This window comes from Burkholderia aenigmatica (assembly GCF_902499175.1).
GTDB classification, from domain to species: Bacteria; Pseudomonadota; Gammaproteobacteria; order Burkholderiales; family Burkholderiaceae; genus Burkholderia; species Burkholderia aenigmatica.
In genome coordinates, this window is the sequence record NZ_CABVQC010000024.1 from 18,899 (window position 1) to 40,427 (window position 21,529).

Annotated in this window: 21 protein-coding genes; 10 read left to right on the forward strand and 11 right to left on the reverse strand. The window is 66.0% G+C overall.

What is annotated here, in order from left to right; all coding sequences use genetic code 11:
* Positions 1-19 precede the first annotated feature (19 nt).
* Complete coding sequence (locus tag BDO18943_RS18405) at positions 20-748, reverse strand: DsbC family protein (RefSeq protein ID WP_043191561.1); 729 nt, start codon at positions 746-748, stop codon at positions 20-22.
* Between the two features lie 90 nt (positions 749-838).
* Complete coding sequence (locus BDO18943_RS18410; RefSeq protein ID WP_175023498.1) at positions 839-2,017, reverse strand: UbiH/UbiF family hydroxylase; 1,179 nt, start codon at positions 2,015-2,017, stop codon at positions 839-841.
* A gap of 246 nt (positions 2,018-2,263) precedes the next feature.
* On the opposite strand from BDO18943_RS18410, the gene ychF reads away from it, so the two are divergent.
* Positions 2,264-3,358: a redox-regulated ATPase YchF gene (ychF, locus tag BDO18943_RS18415; protein WP_175023499.1), complete on the forward strand. Its 1,095-nt coding sequence runs from the start codon at positions 2,264-2,266 to the stop codon at positions 3,356-3,358.
* 137 nt (positions 3,359-3,495) lie between these two features.
* Here the strand turns inward: ychF and BDO18943_RS18420 are convergent, their stop codons facing one another.
* The 5 genes from BDO18943_RS18420 to BDO18943_RS18440 all read right to left on the reverse strand — a co-directional run bounded on the left by BDO18943_RS18420 (position 3,496) and on the right by BDO18943_RS18440 (position 9,390).
* Complete coding sequence (locus BDO18943_RS18420) at positions 3,496-4,557, reverse strand: radical SAM protein (protein ID WP_175023500.1); 1,062 nt, start codon at positions 4,555-4,557, stop codon at positions 3,496-3,498.
* Positions 4,558-4,596: 39 nt separating this feature from the next.
* The gene (locus BDO18943_RS18425) at positions 4,597-5,466 is read right to left on the reverse strand and encodes an alpha/beta hydrolase family protein (RefSeq protein ID WP_175023501.1); all 870 of its coding nucleotides are present in this window, start codon (positions 5,464-5,466) and stop codon (positions 4,597-4,599) included.
* 370 nt (positions 5,467-5,836) lie between these two features.
* Positions 5,837-7,228, reverse strand: a complete 1,392-nt coding sequence (gene gabP, locus BDO18943_RS18430; protein ID WP_175023502.1) for a GABA permease — start codon at positions 7,226-7,228, stop codon at positions 5,837-5,839.
* 416 nt (positions 7,229-7,644) lie between these two features.
* Positions 7,645-7,989 carry an MmcQ/YjbR family DNA-binding protein gene (locus BDO18943_RS18435; protein WP_089449826.1) on the reverse strand — a complete coding sequence of 115 codons (345 nt, stop codon included), beginning with the start codon at positions 7,987-7,989 and terminating at the stop codon, positions 7,645-7,647.
* Positions 7,990-8,070: 81 nt separating this feature from the next.
* Positions 8,071-9,390 (reverse strand): MFS transporter, encoded by a 1,320-nt coding sequence (locus tag BDO18943_RS18440; RefSeq protein ID WP_175023503.1) that lies wholly within the window; start codon positions 9,388-9,390, stop codon positions 8,071-8,073.
* Between the two features lie 192 nt (positions 9,391-9,582).
* Between BDO18943_RS18440 and gcvA the strand changes: the two genes are divergently transcribed.
* The 3 genes from gcvA (at position 9,583) to ettA (ending at position 12,748) form a co-directional block, all read left to right on the forward strand.
* Complete coding sequence (gene gcvA / locus BDO18943_RS18445; protein WP_175023504.1) at positions 9,583-10,500, forward strand: transcriptional regulator GcvA; 918 nt, start codon at positions 9,583-9,585, stop codon at positions 10,498-10,500.
* A gap of 82 nt (positions 10,501-10,582) precedes the next feature.
* Positions 10,583-10,891, forward strand: coding sequence for a DUF3761 domain-containing protein (locus BDO18943_RS18450; RefSeq protein WP_175023505.1), 309 nt, complete (start codon positions 10,583-10,585; stop codon positions 10,889-10,891).
* 189 nt (positions 10,892-11,080) lie between these two features.
* Positions 11,081-12,748 carry an energy-dependent translational throttle protein EttA gene (gene ettA / locus BDO18943_RS18455; RefSeq protein ID WP_175023506.1) on the forward strand — a complete coding sequence of 556 codons (1,668 nt, stop codon included), beginning with the start codon at positions 11,081-11,083 and terminating at the stop codon, positions 12,746-12,748.
* A gap of 135 nt (positions 12,749-12,883) precedes the next feature.
* Here the strand turns inward: ettA and BDO18943_RS18460 are convergent, their stop codons facing one another.
* From BDO18943_RS18460 to BDO18943_RS18475, 4 genes are read right to left on the reverse strand one after another with little or no spacing between them, the layout of a single operon-like run.
* Entirely contained in the window at positions 12,884-13,507 is a 624-nt protein-coding gene (locus tag BDO18943_RS18460) for an HAD family hydrolase (RefSeq protein ID WP_175023507.1), read from the reverse strand.
* On the reverse strand, positions 13,504-14,055 hold the full coding sequence (locus BDO18943_RS18465) for a cysteine hydrolase family protein (RefSeq protein ID WP_175023508.1): 552 nt from the start codon (positions 14,053-14,055) through the stop codon (positions 13,504-13,506). The genes BDO18943_RS18460 and BDO18943_RS18465 overlap by 4 nt, the downstream gene beginning before the upstream one ends.
* Before the next feature lie 55 nt (positions 14,056-14,110).
* On the reverse strand, positions 14,111-15,925 hold the full coding sequence (locus BDO18943_RS18470; RefSeq protein WP_175023509.1) for an aminopeptidase P family protein: 1,815 nt from the start codon (positions 15,923-15,925) through the stop codon (positions 14,111-14,113).
* A gap of 18 nt (positions 15,926-15,943) precedes the next feature.
* Positions 15,944-16,198: a DUF1129 domain-containing protein gene (locus BDO18943_RS18475; RefSeq protein ID WP_043191589.1), complete on the reverse strand. Its 255-nt coding sequence runs from the start codon at positions 16,196-16,198 to the stop codon at positions 15,944-15,946.
* Between the two features lie 171 nt (positions 16,199-16,369).
* Here BDO18943_RS18475 and BDO18943_RS18480 point away from each other — a divergent pair, with 171 nt between their 5' ends.
* The 6 genes from BDO18943_RS18480 to BDO18943_RS18505 all read left to right on the forward strand — a co-directional run bounded on the left by BDO18943_RS18480 (position 16,370) and on the right by BDO18943_RS18505 (position 21,465).
* On the forward strand, positions 16,370-17,134 hold the full coding sequence (locus BDO18943_RS18480) for a response regulator transcription factor (protein WP_175023510.1): 765 nt from the start codon (positions 16,370-16,372) through the stop codon (positions 17,132-17,134).
* A gap of 26 nt (positions 17,135-17,160) precedes the next feature.
* Entirely contained in the window at positions 17,161-18,459 is a 1,299-nt protein-coding gene (hemA, locus tag BDO18943_RS18485) for a glutamyl-tRNA reductase (protein ID WP_175023511.1), read from the forward strand.
* Positions 18,460-18,541: 82 nt separating this feature from the next.
* On the forward strand, positions 18,542-19,624 hold the full coding sequence (gene prfA, locus BDO18943_RS18490) for a peptide chain release factor 1 (protein ID WP_043191597.1): 1,083 nt from the start codon (positions 18,542-18,544) through the stop codon (positions 19,622-19,624).
* A 7-nt stretch (positions 19,625-19,631) separates the two neighbouring features.
* Positions 19,632-20,474: a peptide chain release factor N(5)-glutamine methyltransferase gene (gene prmC, locus BDO18943_RS18495; RefSeq protein ID WP_175023512.1), complete on the forward strand. Its 843-nt coding sequence runs from the start codon at positions 19,632-19,634 to the stop codon at positions 20,472-20,474.
* 69 nt (positions 20,475-20,543) lie between these two features.
* The gene (grxD, locus tag BDO18943_RS18500; protein ID WP_175023513.1) at positions 20,544-20,855 is read left to right on the forward strand and encodes a Grx4 family monothiol glutaredoxin; all 312 of its coding nucleotides are present in this window, start codon (positions 20,544-20,546) and stop codon (positions 20,853-20,855) included.
* Positions 20,856-20,868: 13 nt separating this feature from the next.
* Positions 20,869-21,465: a UbiX family flavin prenyltransferase gene (locus BDO18943_RS18505; protein WP_175023514.1), complete on the forward strand. Its 597-nt coding sequence runs from the start codon at positions 20,869-20,871 to the stop codon at positions 21,463-21,465.
* Positions 21,466-21,529 lie beyond the last annotated feature (64 nt).

A 21,529-nucleotide genomic window follows, 5' to 3' on the forward strand; every position in this document is an offset into this window, starting at 1 on the left:
CGGCCCGGCGTGTGGTCGGTTACTTACTCGAAGCGAGCGCCTGGTTGAGCTGGTCGGCCGACACCGCGCCCGGCAGGCGGCGACCGTCCGGCAGGAAGATCGTCGGCGTGCCCGTGACGTTCATCCCGCGGCCGAGCGCGAGGTTCTTGTCGAGCGCAGTGGTATCGCAGGTACCGGCGCCGGACGGGGCACGATGGTCGAGCATCCAGCCCTGCCACGTTTTCGCGCGGTCGGTCGCACACCAGATCGCCTTCGACTTCGCGGTCGAATCCGGCGACAGAACCGGGTACAGGAACGTGTAGACGGTCACGTTGTCGACCGACTGCAGCGTCGTCTCGAGTTTCTTGCAGTACGGGCAGTTCGGATCGGAGAACACCGCGATCTTGCGGGCGCCGTTGCCCTTGACGACCTTGATCGCATTCGCGAACGGCAGGCTCGCGAAGTCGATCTTGTTGATTTCGGACAGGCGTGCGTCGGTCAGGTTCTTGTGTGTCTTGGCGTCGACGAGATCGCCGAGCAGCACGTAGTCGCCCGCCGCATCGCTATAGATGATCTGCGAGCCGAGGTTGACTTCATAAAGGCCCGCGACCGGCGATTTCGACACGCTCTTGATCGGCGCGTCGTTGCCGAGACGGGCCTGCAGCGTGGCTTTCAGCTTGTCGGTGGTCTGGTCGGCCTGCGCGGTGCAGCCAAGCGTCGCCATCGTGACGGCCAGCGCCAGCGACGCGATGCGGATCGTTTTTTTCATCGAAATCTTCCTTCAGCTCAATCGGTGTGCACGGCACAGTGTACGCCGTAACGGAACCGTGTCCGACCGGCGAAACCGCCGAAGGTTCGATCAGCCGAGCGCGGCCGACACGAGCCAGCGCTTCACGAGCGGCTGCGCGCCGACGAAGGCCATGCCCGCATTGCGCACGGCCTTCGCGAGCGAGCCCGGCACCGCGAACAGCCGCTGCAGCCCGTCGGTTGCAACCATCAACGCGCGGATGTCCTCGCGCCGCGAACGCTCGTAGCGGCGCAGCAGCACCGTATCGCCGAGGTTGCGGAAGCTTTCCTTGCCTGCAATCGCGTCGGCAAGCGCCGCGACGTCGCGCAGCCCGAGGTTCATCCCCTGCCCCGCGAGCGGGTGGATCAGGTGCGCGGCATCGCCGACCAGCGCGACGCGCGGCGCGATCAGCTTGTCGACCGTCTGCAGCGCCAGCGGGAAGCCGGCGGCCGGCGTCACGCAGTCGAGCGTGCCGACCTGGCCATGCGACACGCGCTCGACTTCGGCCGCGAGCTGCGACGGATCGAGGGTGAGCAATTCGTCCGCATGCGCGGTGTGCGCGGACCAGACGAGCGACACATGACCGTCCGGCAGCGGCAGCAGCGCGACGATCTCGCCTTCGTGGAACCACTGGTAGGCCGTCTCGCGATGCGGCAGCGACGCCTTGAAGTTCGCGACGACGCCCGTCTGCCGGTAGTCGCGCCGTTCGACCTTGGCCCCCATTTGCGAGCGCACCCATGAATGCGCGCCGTCCGCGCCGACGACGAGATCGGCTTCCAGCACCTGCCCCGACGACAGCGTGAGCACGGCCGCGTCGTCGCGCACGTCGAAGCCCTGCGCGCGCGCATCGAACCACGTGAGGTTCGGCTGGAACCGCAGCGCGGCGTCGAGCGACGCCTCGACCAGCGACGATTCGGCGATCCACGCGAGTTGCGGCACGGAAGCCTGGTACGCGGAGAAATGCAGTTCCGCGTGCGCATCGCCGTACACGCGCATGTCGTAGACCGGTGCGAGCCGGCCGTGGTCGAGCGCCTGCCAGACCCGCAGCCGCTCGAGCAGGGCCTGCGAACTGGAGGACAGTGCGTAGACGCGCGTGTCGAACGCGAGATCGGCGGGGCGCGGCGTGGCCGGCTGGGCAAGCAAGGCTGTCTTGTAGCCGGACTGGGTCAGCGCGAGCGCGGCCGTCTTGCCGACGAGCCCGCCGCCGACCACGGCGACGTCGAAGGTGTGGTGGGCAGTCATGGCGGGCATTATAGCCGCGGGGCCAAACCCTTACGCGGCCGGACTTTGCGGGAAATCAGCAGAATCGCAGGCCGATGCGGCGGCGCGGCGGCCCGCCGCATCGGCCGTTCGGCGCCAGCCCGGAATCCGGGGCGTCGGCACGGTACAATAGCGTCTTTGACCGTCGGCCCGCCGCGCCCCAAGCGCCGGCCGCCCTTTTTTCCCGCGCCGCCGTGCCCTGTCCGGCCGCGCCGCCTTACCCGTCCGAAGGATTCCATGAGTCTCAAATGCGGCATCGTCGGCTTGCCCAACGTCGGCAAGTCCACCCTGTTCAATGCGCTGACCAAGGCCGGCATCGCCGCCGAGAACTACCCGTTCTGCACGATCGAGCCGAACGTCGGCATCGTCGAAGTGCCCGATACGCGCCTGAAGGCGCTCGCTGAAATCATCAGCCCCGAGCGCATCGTGCCGGCCGTCGTCGAATTCGTCGACATCGCGGGCCTCGTCGCGGGCGCGAGCAAGGGTGAAGGCCTCGGCAACCAGTTCCTCGCGAACATTCGCGAAACCGACGCGATCACGCACGTCGTGCGCTGCTTCGAGGACGAGAACGTCATTCACGTCGCCGGCAAGGTCAGCCCGATCGACGACATCGAAGTGATCAACACCGAACTCGCGCTCGCCGACCTCGGCACCGTCGAGAAGGCGCTCACGCGCTATTCGAAGGCCGCGAAGTCGGGTAACGACAAGGAAGCGGCGAAGCTCGTCGCGGTGCTCGAGAAGGTGCGCGCGCAGCTCGACCAAGGCAAGGCCATTCGCGGCCTCGCGCTGTCGGACGACGAACAGGCGGTGCTCAAGCCGTTCTGCCTGATCACCGCGAAGCCGACCATGTACGTGGCCAACGTGAAGGACGACGGTTTCGAGAACAACCCGCACCTCGACGCGGTACGCAAGTACGCGGAAAGCGAGAATGCGCCGGTGGTCGCCGTGTGTGCGGCGATCGAGGCGGAAATCGCCGATCTCGACGACGCGGACAAGGAAGCGTTCCTCGCCGACATGGGCATGGAAGAGCCGGGCCTCGACCGCGTGATCCGCGCGGGCTTCAAGCTGCTCGGCCTGCAGACCTACTTCACCGCGGGCGTGAAGGAAGTGCGCGCGTGGACGATCCATATCGGCGACACGGCCCCGCAAGCCGCCGGCGTGATTCACACCGACTTCGAGCGCGGCTTCATCCGTGCGCAGACGATCGCGTTCAACGACTTCGTCACGTACAAGGGCGAGCAAGGCGCGAAGGAAGCCGGCAAGATGCGCGCGGAAGGGAAGGAGTATGTCGTGCACGACGGCGACGTGATGAACTTCCTGTTCAACGTCTGAGCGTTGCTTCGGCACTTTGATGAAAAAAGCCCGCTTTCGCGGGCTTTTTTTGGTGCGTTTGTCTCGTTACAGCCGGTTCCGCAAGCTCGAATTCAATCCAGTAGCGCTTGTGGCCTTCCGCCCGTTCGACGCCAAACTCATTGCATGGCGCAAATCGATACACCCTCGGTACGGTTGCGCGGATGATATCCCGACCAGACAAACTGACTGAAATAAGTCTCAGCAACCTCCGTCCACGTCCGGAGCCCGTCGTCCTCCTGCAGCACATGCCTGGCGTTGACCAGCAACCACGACATCACCGCCTGGCTGTCACGGCACTTCGCACACTCCCCTGACGTACAACAACGCGCCAGCGAAACGAAGTCGGCACGATACGCATTGAACTTGGGCAGTGCGGGCCAACTCGAAGCGAGCCGATCCGCGTTCTGCGGATGATCTTCACTAACGCTCGGGCAGCTTGCGCCATCGAATACTCCCCAAGAGGTCGCCCCGCGCATCAGAGCGGCTAGATAATAGGGATGGCTTGCAATGGTTTCAGGGTATCTCGCCTTCAAATCGAGCAACGCATTCAACAGCCGCTCCTCTCCACGTCGGCGAAGCGGGCCGTCGACGTCGTATGGGCTGTAGTAATTGAACAGCAGCCGGTTTCCGTTGTCCCGAATCTTGCGTACTGTTTCCTCGATATACGCGAGGCCATCCATCGTCGCTGCGTAGACGAAACCCGCCCGCTCGTCGTCCCGGTAGTTCGCCAGTGCCTTGTCAAACAAGCCCGTAAACCGCTTGCCGTTCGGACCGATCGCACGCAACTCGTCGTCGAGTGGCCCACCACCAAATACAGAAATAGCGATGGTGATGTCTTCGAAGCCTTCATACGGAATTTTTCGAAGACCATTCGTCGACACGGATACTTTCGGCATGTATTTCCGAAACATCCGTATCCGATCGAGATACAACGCGGGTTCGCCACCAATCAAGAGCGGCGCGTTGATCCCGCGCGCCGCCTCCTCCTTCACGCGTTGCTCGAGACGAAGCGTATCGTTCAGTTCGCGCGACGCCGTATCGAACTCGTTCTCGAAGAACCAGCAGCCCTTGCAGCGCAGATTGCATTGATTCGTGAGGTGGTAAAGCGAAGCACGCGTCTCCTTCGCCTCGTTTCTAACCGCCTTGAAGCGCGCTTTCATGTCGATTGAATCATCCATCGTGGTCTCCTGATACGAGGGCGCCAGCGACACGTACTGTCAGCGCGGCAATCCTCTGATGAGTTCCGGCCACAGCGACGAATGCTCGCGGCGGAACATGCCGACGTGTCCGATTGCTCGGCCGTCGGGGTTTTCTGGATGGATGAAATGGACGCCGTGCTCTGCTCTCGGCAGCAGGCGCAGCCAGTCTTCGACATTGGCCGGCGTGGCGAGCGGATCGTCGGTTGCGGCCACGACGGTGACGGGCGCTGTAAACTCGTCGTAGTAGTGATGCGTCACCCCTGCTCCGAATTCGTTTGCCACATATCCGGGTCGACGACACCACCGAGCCCATTGAAGCCCGACGCGCGGCGGCAAATCATCGCCCCAGCCCAGCACCCGGGCTGGAACGTAGCCGAGCAACCGCGCGGCAATCGGCACGTACGCATTCGCAAGCAGCAATGCCGCGAAACGCTGTGGCCATCGGATGTTGCCGATATATCCGGACGACGCGGAGACAGCGCACAAAGAGCGAACCGATGCGTGATTCGGCATTAGGCCAATGAGTTGCGCACCTGCGCTATGCCCGATCAAATGTGCGTGGCCCGCGCCGGTCTTGCCGAGGAGCCAATCAAGCGCTGCGGGCATATCGAGTTCCCCCCAGTCCTGTTTCCGCACGCGTGACTGACGAACATGACGCGTATCGAGCGACGCGCCGATTCCCCGATAGTCGAATACGAACGTCGAATAGCCGTCGCGACGCAACCAATCCGCAAACGGGAAATAAAAGGATTGGCGAATCCCTGTTGCGGGACAGATGAGTACAGGGGAACGATCGTCGTTGACTGCCGGGAAATAGGTTCCGCTCAACTGGAATCCGTCGCGGGCGACGAAATCAATGCAGACGCGAGTTGTTGAACGCTCACTCATCGCATCGACCTCAAGACCGTCGATGAACGAGCAGGTGTATCGATCGACCGATTGGACAGAGAGTGCTGCCTGTTAATGTGAAGCAACAACAAAGGAATCCAAATCGATTTATTCATCGATTCACCCCGATAGTCAGAGCGATCAATGTAAGAGCAAATCTTTGTCGATGAAATCAGACAAGTTCGAATATTCCGCGCTAATTGCGCGCTGTTCCTTGTCTCTCGCGATAACCTCCGCGCCCCTCCCAGCAGCCGCGTCCGCCACAAAAAACAAATGGCCTGACCGGCAAACGCCGGTCAGGCCATTTTTCGTGCGGGGTTTTCCCGTCATCCGGCAGCGAGCGCTTGCCCGCCACCTCGTTTCACCTTCATCACGTCGCCGACACACGCCGCCCTTCGCTCGCCTGCGCATCGCGACCACGCTTGTTCAGCCACGACGCCAGCAGCACGATCAACGCCAGCACGGCCGTCGCGCCCACTTCCATCCGGTGATCCTCGCTCACGAGCATCACGGTCAGCGTGCCGCAGATGAACAGGATCACCAACCACGTGAGCCACGGGAACAGCCACATCCGCAGCGTCAGGTCCGCACCGGTCGATTCGAGCGTCTTGCGCATCCGCAGCTGCGAGATCGCGATCACGAGATACACGAGCAGCGCAATCGCGCCCGACGTCGCGAGCAGGAAGCCGAACACCTGCTCCGGCATCAGGTAGTTCGCGATCACGGTCAGGAAGCCGAATGCGGTCGACGCGAGCACGGCCGCGCGCGGCGTGCCGGTCGAATCGGTGCGGTGCAGGAACGCCGGCGCATCCTTGCGCTTCGACAGCGAGAACAGCATCCGCGACGCGGTGTACAGCGCCGAATTCAGGCAACTCGCGACCGACACGAGCACGATCACGTCGATGATCGCCTTCGCATTCGGAATGCCGATCAGCTCCATCGCGCGCTGATACGAGCCGTGCGTCGGCAGCAGCGGATCGTTCCACGGCACGATGGCCGCGACGACGAGAATCGAGCCGAGATAGAACAGCGTGATGCGCCAGATCACCGAGTTGGTCGCACGCACGATCTGGCGTTGCGGGTTGTCCGATTCGGCGGCCGCGATCGTCACGATCTCGGTGCCGAGGAACGAAAACATCGTGGTCAGCATTGCCGCGAGCACCGCGCTCGCGCCGTGCGGCATGAAGCCGCCATGCGCGAACAGGTTCGATACACCCGACATGGCCGGCGCAGGGATGATGCCGACGATCGCCGCCCCGCCGATGCACAGGAACACGACGATCGCGACGACCTTGATCAGCGCGAACCAGAATTCGAATTCGCCGTAGTTCTTGACCGAGAAGAGGTTGGTGACCGTCAGCACCAGCGTGATGCCGAGCGCGAAGATCCAGGTCGCGACGGAGGGGAACCACGCATTCAGGATGGTCGCGGCGGCCGTCGCCTCGATCGGGATCACGAGCACCCAGAACCACCAGTACAGCCAGCCGATCGAGAAACCGGCCCAGTGGCCGATCGCGCGATCGGCATAAGTGGAGAACGAACCGCTGTCCGGATGCGCGACGGCCATCTCGCCGAGCATGCGCATCACCAGCACGACCAGCACGCCCGCGATCGCATACGCGAGGATCGATGCCGGGCCGGCCTCCGCGATCGCGTGGCCTGAACCGACGAACAAGCCCGCGCCGATGACGCCGGCAATCGACATCATCGTCACGTGCCGCTGCTTCAGGCCCGTACCGAGGCCTGTGTTGCTTCCACTCATCTGTCTCTCTCCAAAAAACGGTTCCGGTATGGCCGGGTATCGCGTGAAGGCAGCACGGGGGATTGTGGTTCTTGAGCCGGGCCGGATGCGGCGCCTGCACGGGATGCAGACACGGGACCGGATCGGGGGCCGTTCCGGAACGGTGCGCCATGCAGTCTGCGAAGCTGCGGGTGCGATGCGGCGCGCAGCGCGCCGACGCATCGCGTGCGCCCTTTCCGTCGGCTTTCGTCAGCTGCCTTCGAAGCGAAGGAGTGTAAGCATCAAACGGTTCTTCACTAAGAACCAATTGAAGAATTTCGATGGAACCACTTGTTGTATCGACGTCGATCGATGCAACGCTTGTACCATTCGCGGCGTCTCGCGAGCGCGCCTGCAGCGCCCGTCGAGCCGGGCAGCAAGCTGCGGCAACCCGTGCGTCAGCTCGCGCCGCGCGCCATCTCGTCGCGCCATTTCGCGGGAACGACAGCCTGCCATTCTCGCAGAAGCAGGTTTTTCACGGCGTCCGGACGGGCCGCCGACAGCCGCACCAGCACGATCGGCCAGCCGACATAGTGATCCGTCACGTAATACACGTCAGGTTCCGATTCGATCAGCCACGCGCGCTCGTCGGGGCCGACACCCTTCACGACGAGCGTGTCGCCGTCCTCGCGCAGCCGCGCGAGCATCTTGCCCCTCACCTTGAGTGCGGGCGTGCCGTACGACGTACCTTCCTCGACGCCCCGCCACGCCAGTGCGATCTGCCGGACTTCGTCGAATGTCATCGGGCCTCCCTGCTGCACGCCTTCGTTTGACGATCCGGCCACCCTACCGGAATTCGCGACGACGCGCCGGGCGAAGCACGCCTATCCGCGCGCCGCACGGGTGGCCGTCGCTGCACGCCCTGTCGTCGCGACGATCGCGAAGGCGATCGCATTCGCGGCGGCGCTGGCCAGGATCGGCACGAGATAGCCGCCGCCCGCGTCGTAGATGAAGCCGGCCGCAGTCGGCCCGATCAGCGTGCCGAATGCGATGCTCGTGTAGAGCACGCCGATGATTCCGCTCACGTTGCGGCCGCCGAAGTAGTCCATCACGACCGCCGGCAGCACGGCAACCCAACCGCCGTAGAACACACCGAACACGAGCGCGAACGCGGCGAGCGTCGCGACGGTGCCGGCACCGGCCCACGCGACGAGGGCGACGGCCATGCCGGCGAACATCGCGAGCAGCGACGTGCGGCGGCCGAAGCGGTCGGCGAGGCCACCGAGGAAGAAGCGGCCGGCCGTGCTGCCGACGCCGATCGCGCCAAGCAGCAGCACGGCCGTCGACGACGCGACGCCATGATCGAGCGCGTACGGCACGAGGTGAACGAACGGGACGAACACGCCGAACGAGCAGATGAGGCATGCCGCGTAGAGGCTCGCGAACGGCCGCGACGTGACGGCTTCGCGCACCGTCGCGCCGGCAGACGCCGAAGCGGCGCCCGGCTTGCGGCCCGCGGCTGCCCCGGACACCGGGTGCCCCGCCTCGGGCCCGGCGGCTTTCGCGCCGCCGCCTTCGACGGGCTCATGCGCCGCGTCCCCGTCCGGCAGCAGCCCACGCCCGCGCGGGTCGTTCTCGATCAGCAGCGACATCCCCGCGCCGATCACGACCGCGATCACGGCCAGCGTGAAATACGCACCGCGCCAGCCGACATGCGCAATCAACGCGGACGCGAGCGGCGGCATCACCAGCGTGCCGACACCGATCCCCGCGACCGCGAGCCCCGACGCAAAACCGCGCCGGCGCACGAACCAGCGCTGCACCGCGCCGACGGCCGGCACGTACGCGCAGCCGATGCCGAAACCGACACCGAGCCCGTACGCGACATAAACCTGCACCAGCGTATGCGCGGCGCCGGCAGCCGCGAGCCCGGCGCCCGTCAGCAACATCCCGGCGATGGCGAGCCGCCGCGAGCCGAAGCGGTCGGCGAGCGGCCCGCTGATGATGCCGAAACCGAAATACAGGAAACCGGCGAGCGAGAACACGAGTGAGATCTGCCCGCGCGACGCGGCGAAATCCCGCTGCAGCGATTCGACGAACGCGCTGAACGTATACGCGCTGCCGAAACCGACGAACGTGACGGCGAACGCGGCTGCAACCACGTACCAGCCGTAAAAAAGGCGCGATGCGCCCGGGCGGTTCATGACGATGCTCCTCTCAGGTTCCACCGGCCGCCGGCAGCAACCGGATTGCCTCATGGATATAGTTGAACTATGTTGATCGCATCGGCCGCCGACAGGCAGTCGCGAAGCACGCGATCCGATGCGTCAACGGTACTCGCGCGTACGCATCGTCTCAAACGATATTTCATCGGACTTTCGATTTAGAAAAACTCAATGAATCGTTCCCGCTTGCCGCCCCTCAATGCGCTGCGCGCATTCGAAGCGGCCGCCCGCCACCTGTCGGTGAAGGCGGCGGCCGAGGAGCTGTCGGTCACGCCCGGTGCGGTAAGCCAGATGATTCGCACGCTGGAGGCGCATCTCGGCGTGCAGCTGTTCGAGCGCGTCAACCGCGGCATCCTGCTCACGGCCGCCGGCCGCGACTACCTGCCGCCGGTGCGCAACGCGTTCAGGCAGATCGCCGACGCGTCGCAGCGCGTGTCCGGCGCCGCCGACAGCGGCGTGCTGACGGTAAGCGTCACGCCGTTCTTCGCATCCGCATGGCTCGTCCCGCGCCTCGCCCGGTTCCGGGAGGCTTGCCCGGACGTCGACCTGCAGGTCAGCACGAGCCATGCACTCGCGGATTTTTCACGTGACGGTGTCGATGTCGCGATCCGTCACGGCCTCGGGCGCTACATCGGCCTGTGCAGCGAACGCCTGCTGACGGTGGAGATCGTCGCGCTCGCGTCGCCCGAACTCGTCACGCGACTCGGCATGCCGGCAACGCCCGCCGATCTCGTCGGCTGGCCGCAGTTGCACGATGCCGAGCGCAAGGGCTGGCACATCTGGTTCGGCGCGCAGCGGATCGACGACTTCGGTCCGCCACGCGGCCCCGCGTTCGACGACTCGGGCCTGCTGCTGCAGGCGATCGTCGCCGGCCAGGGCGCCGGGCTGCTGCCGGCCGCGATGGTGCGCGGCGAGCTGGCAAGCGGCCGGCTCGTGCAGCTCGCCGACGTCGCGTGGCTCGACGATTTCGCGTACTACCTCGTCTATCCACCGCATCATGCGGAACGGCCGAAGGTCGCCGCTTTTCGCCGATGGATCCTCGACGCCGTGCAGGCCGACGGCGCGGCGTCGATGTCCGGCGCGGCGTAGCGCCACGCCCCGCGCGGCGCCGATCCGCGGCCGGTCGGCTAACATGCGGCCCGGCACCGATAACAACAGACCGAGAGAGACCATGCCTGCCCTGCTCCGCCGCGCGACGCGCATCGCGACCCTGTCCGCCGCGTTCTTCGTCGCGTGCGCCGCGCTGCCCCATCCGGCGCACGCGTACCGCGCCCCGCCCGGCTACGGCAACGAAGCCGATCTCGACCGTCACGACACGTACCGCAACCGCGACGGCGAAACCGTGCACGCGCCCGCACATTCGAAATCGGGCCGCGTGCCCGACAGTGCGAGCGCGCGCTGCCGCGACGGCACGTACAGCTTCAGCCGTCACCGGCGCGGCACGTGCTCGGGGCACGGCGGCGTCGCCGCGTGGCTGTGAGCATGGCCCTGGCCAAAAGGCCGGCATCGCGCCAGCGGCAGGCGGCGGCGAAGTACAATAGCCGCTCTCGCCGCCGACACGCGGCGACGCCGCCGCGCCATGCGCGGCACGCTCCGTACCGAATCCCCCGACGCCGCCCCGCCCGCGCGCTGCGCGGCCGTCTCAACCACTTCTGACTTTCACACCCAAATGGCCCAATACGTTTTCACGATGAACCGGGTCGGCAAGATCGTGCCGCCCAAGCGCCAGATCCTGAAGGACATCTCGCTGTCGTTCTTTCCCGGCGCGAAGATCGGCGTGCTCGGCCTGAACGGCTCGGGCAAGTCGACGCTGATCCGCATCATGGCGGGCGTCGACAAGGACATCGAAGGCGAAGCGACGCCGATGCCGAACCTGAACATCGGCTACCTGCCGCAGGAGCCGCAGCTCGACCCGACGAAGACGGTGCGCGAAGCCGTCGAGGACGGCCTCGGCGACCTGTTCCAGGCCAACAAGAAGCTGGAAGAAATCTACGCGGCATACGCGGAGCCGGACGCCGACTTCGACGCGCTCGCAGCCGAGCAGGCGAAGTACGAAGCGATCCTCGCGTCGAGCGACGGCGGCAGCCCCGAGCAGCAGCTCGAAGTGGCCGCCGACGCACTGCGCCTGCCGTCGTGGGACGCAAAGATCGAGCACCTGTCGGGCGGTGAAAAGCGCCGCGTCGCGCTGTGCAAGCTGCTGCTCGAAAAGCCGGACATGCTGCTGCTCGACGAACCGACCAACCACCTCGACGCCGAATCGGTCGACTGGCTCGAGCAGTTCCTGGTGCGCTTCCCGGGCACCGTGGTCGCCGTCACCCACGATCGCTACTTCCTCGACAACGCAGCCGAGTGGATTCTCGAACTCGACCGCGGCCACGGCATTCCGTGGAAGGGCAACTACAGCAGCTGGCTCGACCAGAAGGAAGAGCGCCTGAAGCAGGAAGAAGCATCGGAATCGGCACGCCAGAAGGCGATCAAGAAGGAACTGGAGTGGGTGCGCCAGAACCCGAAGGGCCGCCAGGCGAAGTCGAAGGCCCGTATCGCGCGCTTCGAGGAACTGAACAGCCAGGAATACCAGAAGCGCAACGAAACGCAGGAAATCTTCATTCCGGTCGGCGACCGCCTCGGCAATGAAGTGATCGAGTTCAAGAACGTCAGCAAGGCGTTCGGCGACCGCCTGCTGATCGACAACCTGAACCTGAAGATCCCGGCTGGCGCGATCGTCGGCATCATCGGCCCGAACGGCGCCGGCAAGTCGACGCTGTTCCGGATGCTGACGGGCAAGGAACAGCCGGATTCGGGCGAAGTCGTGATGGGGCCGACCGTGAAGCTCGCGTACGTCGACCAGAGCCGCGACGCGCTCGACGGCTCGAAGACGGTGTTCGAGGAAATCTCGGGCGGCGCCGACGTGCTGACGGTGGGCAAGTACGAAACGCCGTCGCGCGCGTACATCGGCCGCTTCAACTTCAAGGGCGGCGACCAGCAGAAGATCGTCGGCAACCTGTCCGGCGGCGAACGCGGCCGCCTGCACCTCGCGAAGACGCTGATCTCCGGCGGCAACGTGCTGCTGCTCGACGAACCGTCGAACGACCTCGACGTCGAAACGCTGCGCGCGCTGGAAGACGCGCTGCTCGAATTCGCGGGCTCGGTGATGGTGATCTCGCACGATCGCTGGTTCCTCGACCGGATCGCGACGCACATCCTCGCGTTCGAAGGCGATTCGCAGGTCACGTTCTTCGACGGCAACTACCAGGAATACGAAGCCGACAAGCGTGCGCGCCTCGGCGAGGAAGCCGCGAAGCCGAAGCGTCTGCGCTACAAGCCGATCAGCCGCTGACCGGTACGGCCCGGGTGCCCGGCGCTGCGGCAACGCAGGGCCAGGCACCAAGGGTGGCCGCTTCAGGAGCGGCACAACAAAAAAGCGGGCCGCTGGCCCGCTTTTTTTATCTGACGGCTGCTGCTCGCTCGCCGCTTACGCGAGCGCGCCCAGTTCGCGCAGCCGTGCCTCGGTCGCTGCCGCACTCGTGTGATGAATGCCGTGCCAGCCGAGCGCCGTCGCGGCCGCGGCGTTCTTCGCGTTGTCGTCGATGAACACGAGTTCGTGCGGCGCGATGCCCGGCAGGTGCGGCTCGATTCGCGCATGCATCTCGCGATAGATCGCCGGATCGGGCTTCACGAGCTTCACGCGGCCCGACACGACGATCTCCTTGAAACGCCGCAGCACCGGGAAGTTGTCCCACGCATACGGAAACGTCTGCGCGGACCAGTTCGTCAGCCCGAACAGCGGCATCCCCTGTGCCTCCAGCCGGTCGACGAGTGCGGCCCCCTCTTCGAGCACGCCGCCGATCATCTCGTGCCAGCGCACATAGAACGCACGGATCAGCGCCTCATGCTCCGGAAACTTCGCGACGAGCTCGGCCGTCCCCTCTTCGATCGTCTGCCCGCCGTCCTGGCGGATCACCCAGTCCATCGCACACACGTGCGTGAGGAACCAGCGACGCTCCGTGTCGTCGGGAATCAGCTCCCGGTAAAGGTACTCGGGGCTCCAGTCGATCAGCACGCCGCCGAAATCGAACACCACGGCCTTGATCGTCATGCGAACTCCGTTGCCAGGACGTCCACGAGCGGGCGCGGCGTCACCGGATTGCCCGACAGCGTATTGTTTTGCCATACGAAATGATGGTGCGCGACGATCTGCGCGGCCGACAGGTGCGTGCGCTCGTTCGTCGTGTGCAGGTCGGACACGACGGTCGTCCGGTAGCCGAGCAGCGCCGCGCGGCGTGCGGCCGAATCGACGCAAAACTCGGTCGCATAGCCGCAGATCAGCACCGAACGGATGCCGTGGCGGTCGAGCTGCGCCGCGAGCGGCGTGTCGTGAAACGAATCGCTCACCTGCTTGCGCACGCGCCAGTCGTCGTTCCCGACGACCAGCCCCGCATGCAGTTCCCAGCCCGGCGTGCCGGGCACGATGTCGTCGTCCGCATCGCCGTCGTGCTGCACGAAGCACACGGGCGCGTTCGCCGCGCGCGCCGCCGCCGTCAACCGGTTGATGCCCGACACCACGTCATCGAGCCGGTAAGCGGGCTGCGCCCGCTCCACCAGCCCGCGCTGCATGTCGACCACGATCACTGCGGTGTCCGCCATTGCTTGCCCTCGGTTTTGTCGTTCGGCCGTTGTCCGGCCGTTATCACGTGTTGTTTCAGATCGGCTGCGTGCGCGTGTCGAGCCACGCCTTCGCATCGCCGCTCAGGTGCCGGCCGACGCGCTCGCGCACCGTTGCGTGATACGCGTTCAGCCACGCGCGTTCTTCTTCGTGCAGCATCTCGATCAGCACGCAGCGCGTGTCGATCGGGCACAGCGTGAGCGTCTCGAACGCGAGGAAATCGCCGAATTCGGTCTGCCCGGCCGCGCGGTTCACGACCAGGTTCTCGATCCGGATGCCCCACTGGCCGGGACGGTACACGCCCGGCTCGATCGACGTGATCATGCCCTCTTCCATCGCCGTGTACGGCTCGGCCGGCGCGTAGTGCGAGATGACCTGCGGGCCTTCGTGCACGTTCAGGAAGTAGCCGACGCCATGCCCCGTGCCGTGGCCGTAGTCGAGCCCGGCCGACCACATCGGCGCACGCGCGATCGCGTCGAGCATCGGCGAACGGATGCCGCGCGGGAAACGGGCGCGCGACAGCGCCATCATCGATTTCAGCACGATCGTGAAATCGCGCCGCTGCAGGTCGCTGACCGTGCCGACCGGCACGACGCGCGTGATGTCGGTCGTGCCCGTCACGTACTGGCCGCCCGAATCGATCAGCAGCAGCCCGTCGCCGGCGATCGTCGCATGCGACTCGCGCGTTGCGTGGTAGTGCGGCATCGCACCGTTCGCATTGAAGCCCGCTATCGTCGCGAAACTCGCCGACACGTAACCGGGGCGCCGCGCGCGCGCGGCCGTGAGTTTTTCCTCGATCGTCAGCTCGGTGATCGTCTCGCGGTTCACGGCCTGCTCGAACCAGGTGAAGAATTCCGCAAGCGCGGCGCCGTCGTGTTCCATCGTCACGCGCACGTGCTCGATCTCGGCGGACGTCTTGCGCGACTTCGCGAACGTCGACGGATTCACGGCCTCGACCAGCTTCACGCCGGCCGGCACGGCCTCGAGCGTGCCGAACGTCACGCGGCGCGGGTCGATCAGCAGCGTCGCGCCGTCGGGCAGCGCCGCGAGCGCGGCGCGCGCGGCGTCGTAGGCACGAACGTCGACGCCGTCCTGTGCAAGCGACGCAGCCAATGCCGGCGACACCTTGCCGTCGGCGACGAACAGCGTCGCGCGATCGGCGCCGATCATTGCGTGCGCAACGAATACGGGATTGAAGTTGACGTCGGCGCCGCGCAGGTTGAACAGCCATGCGAGGTCGTCGAGCGTCGACACGAAATGCCACTGTGCGCCCTGCGCACGCATCGCGCGGCGCACTTCGGCCAGCTTGCTCGCGCGCGTCGTGTCGGCCTGCGGCGCCGCGTGCTCGAACACCGCGTCGCCGGGCAGCCCCGGCCGCTCGGGCCAGATCGCGTCGAGCAGGTCGAGGTCGGTGCGCAGCGCGATGCCGCGTGCATTCAGCGCGCCCGTCAGCCCGCGTGCGGCCGCGACGCCGAGCACCGCGCCGTCGACGCCGACCGTCGCACCCGCCGCCACGTTCTGCGCGAGCCAGTCGACGTGCGGCGCGCTCTGCTGCCCGCCCGTCATCTTCATCAGTTGCACGCCCGTGCCGGCCAGTTCGGCATCGGCCTGCACCCAGTAGCGGCTGTCGACCCACAGCCCCGCGAAATCCGCAGTCACGACCAGCGTACCGACCGAGCCCGTGAAGCCGGACAGCCAGCGGCGGGCCTGCCAGCGCTCCGGCAGATACTCGGACAGATGGGGATCGGCGGACGGCACGAGATAGGCGGCCAGGTTCTCGCGGGCCATGGCGCCACGCAGCAGCGCGAGGCGGGCCGGCACCGGCGAGACTTCGGGAAGACGGGCATTCATGATTTCACCTGAGAGCATTCAGCGACGGGCCGACAGCGCGACCGTCACGGCTACGGCGAGGAGTGCGACGCCGGTGCAGACCGGCCATTCGAGCGTCTCGCCATCGTAAAACAGTCCCGAGAGATTGCCGGCCATGCGGGCCGCGGCCGCGCCGACGATGCCGGCGAGCACCGCGATCCACCACGCCGGCCGGCCCGTGCGCCGCATCGGATGCAGCCATCGGCCGAACAGCCCGACGGCCGCTCCCAGGACAAGGATTCCAAACCAGTTCATTCGACGCCTTCTATAAATTCAGATTCGTCCCATAGGCGTGAACGTTGCCAGCGGCTAGCATCGATTTATCCATCGAACCCGAGACCAGCCGGGTACCGCGAACATTCGAGTGTAGGGGCCGACTCGACGTTATGGCAAGCGCGCACCGGCTACCGTATTGAAGAAATTCTCATGCGAATCACGCTGATCGATCCGGACGCGCGTCATGCCGCGCTCCTGAACCGTCTGCTCTTTGCGGGCGGTCATGTGTGCCACGCGTTTCCGTCCAGCACGGCATTCTTCGAGTGGCTCGCCGCCGACAACACCTGCGACATGCTGATCACCGGCCACTGGGCCGGCGACCAGCCGGCCGAGGAAGTCATTCCGCGCGCACAGACGATCCTGCCCGGGCTGCCGGCCATCGCCGTGATGCAGTTGCCGCGCGAAAGCGAAATCGTATCGTGCCTGCACGCGGGCGCCGACGATTGCCTCGTGCGCCCCGTGAGCGGGCCCGAGCTGCTTGCGCGCGTCAACGCGCTGAGCCGGCGCGCCGGCGTGCGCCGGCCGCCGACCCGCTCGCGCGAAATGTATGGCGAATACGCTTTCGACGCGACGCACTGCCTCGTTCGCTTCGGCGACGCAATCGTTTCACTCACGCCGAAGGAGTTCCGTTTCGCGCAGTTGCTGTTCACGAATCTGTCGCGGCCGGTGTCGCGTGCCCATATCCTCGAAACGGTGTGGGCGCGACGCCGCGACATGAAGTCGCGCACGCTCGATACCCATGCGTCCCGGCTGCGCAGCAAACTGCAGCTGCTTCCGGAGCGCGGCTACCGGCTGCTGCCGCTCTACGGCTACGGCTATCAGCTCGACCGCGTACCGATCGAGCCCCCAAATTCCCGGCCCCGGCACGCTGATGCCCGGTATGCGGCGAGTGAGGAAATCGCTGAAACGCTATAATATGGGGCTAAACGATAGCCCTCGATATGCAACTCCTCACGATCGGAATCAATCACCACACTGCGCCTGTCGCCTTGCGCGAACGCGTGGCGTTTCCGCTCGAGCAGATCAAGCCGGCTCTCGTCACGTTCAAAAACGTGTTTCTCGGCCCCCAGGCGCCCAATACGCCCGAAGCGGCGATCCTCTCCACCTGCAACCGCACCGAACTGTATTGCGCGACCGACGATCGTGCGGCACGCGAAGGCGCGGTCCGCTGGCTGTCTGAGTATCACCGGATCCCGGTCGACGAGCTCGCGCCGCACGTCTATGCGCTGCCGCAGTCGGAAGCGGTCCGGCACGCATTCCGCGTCGCGTCCGGCCTCGATTCGATGGTGCTCGGCGAAACGCAGATTCTGGGCCAGATGAAGGACGCCGTCCGCACCGCGACGGAAGCCGGCGCGCTCGGCACCTATCTGAACCAGCTGTTCCAGCGCACGTTCGCGGTGGCGAAGGAAGTGCGCGGCACGACCGAAATCGGCACGCAGTCGGTATCGATGGCCGCCGCCGCGGTGCGCCTCGCGCAGCGCATCTTCGAAAAAGTGTCCGATCAGCGCGTGCTGTTCATCGGCGCCGGCGAGATGATCGAGCTGTGCGCGACGCACTTCGCCGCGCAAGGCCCGCGCGAACTCGTCGTCGCGAACCGCACGGCCGAACGCGGCCAGCGGCTCGCCGAACGCTTCAACGGCCGCGCGATGCCGCTCGCGGACCTGCCGACCCGCATGCACGAATTCGACATCATCGTGTCGTGTACGGCGTCGACGCTGCCGATCATCGGCCTCGGTGCCGTCGAGCGCGCGGTAAAGGCACGCCGCCACCGGCCGATCTTCATGGTCGACCTCGCGGTACCGCGCGACATCGAGCCCGAAGTCGGCAAGCTGAAGGATGTGTTCCTCTACACCGTCGACGATCTCGGCGCGATCGTGCGCGAAGGCAACGCATCGCGGCAAGCCGCGGTCGCACAGGCCGAAACGATCATCGAGACGCGCGTGCAGAATTTCATGCAATGGCTCGACACGCGCAGCGTCGTGCCGGTGATCCGTCACATGCATACGCAGGCCGACGCGCTGCGCCGGGCCGAAGTCGACAAGGCGCAGAAGCTGCTCGCGCGCGGCGACGATCCGGCCGCCGTGCTCGAAGCGCTGTCGCAGGCGCTGACCAACAAGCTGATCCACGGCCCGACGAGCGCGCTCAACCGCGTGAACGGGGCCGATCGCGATTCGCTGATCGACCTGATGCGCGGCTTCTACCAGCACGCACCGCGCTCGAACGACCAGTCCGGCCACTAGCGCCGGCCGATCGCCCTGCCGCCGGCCGCGCGCCGGTCTATCCTTTCCGAATACCCCTTGCCCGGGAGCGCCGCTCCACACCATGAAGACGAGCATGCAACGCAAGCTCGACCAGCTGTCCACACGGCTGGCCGAACTGAACGACCTGCTGAGCCGCGAAAACGTCACGGCCGACCTCGACCAGTACCGCAAGCTGACGCGTGAACATGCGGAACTCGGCCCGGTGGTCGAACAGTACGCGCTGTGGCGCCAGTCGCGCAGCGACGAGACGGCCGCGCAGGAGCTGCTCGGCGATCTGTCGATGCGCGACTTCGCGGAAGACGAGATCCGCAGCGCGCGCGAGAGCATGACCCGCCTCGAAACCGAGCTGCAGAAGATGCTGCTGCCGAAGGATCCGAACGACGATCGCAACATCTTCCTCGAAATCCGTGCGGGCACGGGCGGCGACGAATCGGCGCTGTTCGCGGGCGACCTGCTGCGCATGTACCTGCGCTTCGCGGAACGCCAGCGCTGGCAGGTCGAAATGATGTCGGAAAGCGCGTCGGATCTCGGCGGCTACAAGGAAGTGATCGTGCGGATCGCGGGCCAGGGTGCGTTTTCGCGCCTGAAGTTCGAATCGGGCGGCCATCGCGTGCAGCGTGTGCCCGCGACCGAAACGCAGGGGCGCATCCATACGTCCGCATGCACGGTCGCGGTGATGCCGGAAGCCGACGAAATCGGCGAAGTCGAGATCAATCCGGCCGACCTGCGGATCGACACGTTCCGCGCGTCCGGCGCAGGCGGCCAGCACATCAACAAGACCGATTCGGCGGTGCGCGTCACGCACATCCCGACCGGGATCGTCGTCGAGTGCCAGGACGACCGTTCGCAGCACAAGAACAAGGATCGCGCACTGAAGGTGCTCGCCGCGCGCATCAAGGACAAGCAGTATCACGAGCAGCACGCGAAGGAAGCCGCGACCCGCAAGAGCCTGATCGGCTCGGGCGACCGCTCGGAACGGATCCGCACGTACAACTTCCCGCAAGGCCGGATGACCGACCACCGGATCAACCTGACGCTGTACCGGCTCGAAGCGCTGATGGACGGCGATCTCGACGAACTGATCAGCGCGCTGGTCAGCGAGCATCAGGCCGAGCTGCTCGCGTCGCTCGGCGACGCCGACTGAGGCCGTGATGCCCGACACCACCGCCGACGAACTGCTGCGCGCGTCACCACTCGATCCGGTCGATGCGCGCGTGCTGCTCGCGCATGCGCTCGGCTGGACTCGCACGCAACTGATCACGCGCGGCGACGCGCCGCTCGACGCGGCCGCGGTCGAACGCTACCGTGCGCTCGAGGCGCGCCGCCTGGCCGGCGAGCCCGTCGCGCAGCTCGTCGGGATGCGCGAATTCTTCGGCCGGCCGTTCGACGTAACGCCCGACGTGCTGATCCCGCGCCCCGAAACCGAATTGCTCGTCGAAGCCGCACTCGATGCGATCGACGGACTGCCACATCCGGCCGTGCTCGATCTTGGCACGGGCAGCGGCGCGATTGCCGTCTCCATCGCTGCCGAGCGGCCCGATGCGCGCGTGTGGGCGCTCGATCGTTCGCCGGCCGCACTCGCGGTCGCGCAACGCAACGCCGGCAAGCTGCTCGACGCGCACCGCCCCGGCGGCCCGCTGCACTGGCTGCAAAGCGACTGGTACGCGGCGCTCGAGCCGGCGCTCGCATTCGACACGATCGTCAGCAACCCGCCGTACATCGCGCAGCACGATCCGCACCTCGCTCAAGGCGACCTGCGTTTCGAGCCGCGCGGCGCACTCACCGACGATGCCGACGGCCTCAGCGCGATCCGCACGATCGTCGCGGGCGCCGGCACCTATCTGAAACCGGGCGGCACGCTCTGGATCGAGCACGGCTACGACCAGGCCGAAGCCGTGCGCGCGCTGCTCGCATCGCACGGCTTCGTCGCAGTCGAATCGCTCGCCGATCTGGCCGCGATCGAACGCACGACAGGCGGCCGCCTGCCGGGCTGATGCCCGGCCCGCCCGGTTGAAATCCGCTATCATTTCGATCTAACGCCCCGCAAACACGCAAGGTCAGTCATGGACACCCAACAACGTATCAAGCAAATCGTCGACGAAAACCAGGTCGTGCTCTTCATGAAGGGCAACGCACAATTCCCGATGTGCGGCTTCTCGGGCCGCGCCATCCAGGTGCTGAAAGCCTGCGGCGTCGACCAGTTCAAGACGGTCAACGTGCTCGAAGACGACGAGATCCGCCAGGGCATCAAGGAGTTCTCGAACTGGCCGACCATCCCGCAGCTCTACGTGAAGGGCGAATTCGTCGGCGGCTCGGACATCATGATGGAGATGTACCAGTCGGGCGAACTGCAGCAACTGTTCGCCGCCGCGTAAGCCTCCCCTTTCGATGGCATCTCCCAGCGCGCCGCCACGCCGGCTGATCGTCGCGATCACCGGCGCCACCGGCGCGATCTACGGCGTACGGCTGCTCGACCTGCTGCGCGCCGCCGGCGGCGTCGAAACGCACCTGCTGATTTCGAACGCCGGCTGGCTCAACATCCAGCACGAACTGAAGCTGTCGAAGACCGATGTCGAAAGCCGCGCGGACGTCGTGCACTCGGTGCGCGACGTCGGCGCGACGATCGCATCGGGATCGTTCGCGACCGACGGGATGGTGATCGCACCCTGCTCGATGAAGACGCTCGCCAGCGTCGCGCACGGGCTGTCCGACAACCTGATCACGCGCGCCGCCGACGTCACGTTGAAGGAGCGCCGCCGCCTCGTGCTGATGGTGCGTGAAACGCCGTTCAACCTCGCGCATCTGCGCAACATGACGGCCGTTACCGAAATGGGCGGCATCGTCTTCCCGCCGCTGCCCGCGTTCTACGCGATGCCGAAGACGATCGAGGAACTCGTCGACCAGACCGTCACGCGCGTCCTCGACCTGTTCGCGCTCAACGCCCCGCTGACGACGCCGTGGGCCGGCATCCGGCACGCGCAGTAAGCGCACTCCCGCAGACTCGATCTGCGTGCATCTTCGCGAATTTTCGGCGAAATACATTCGATTT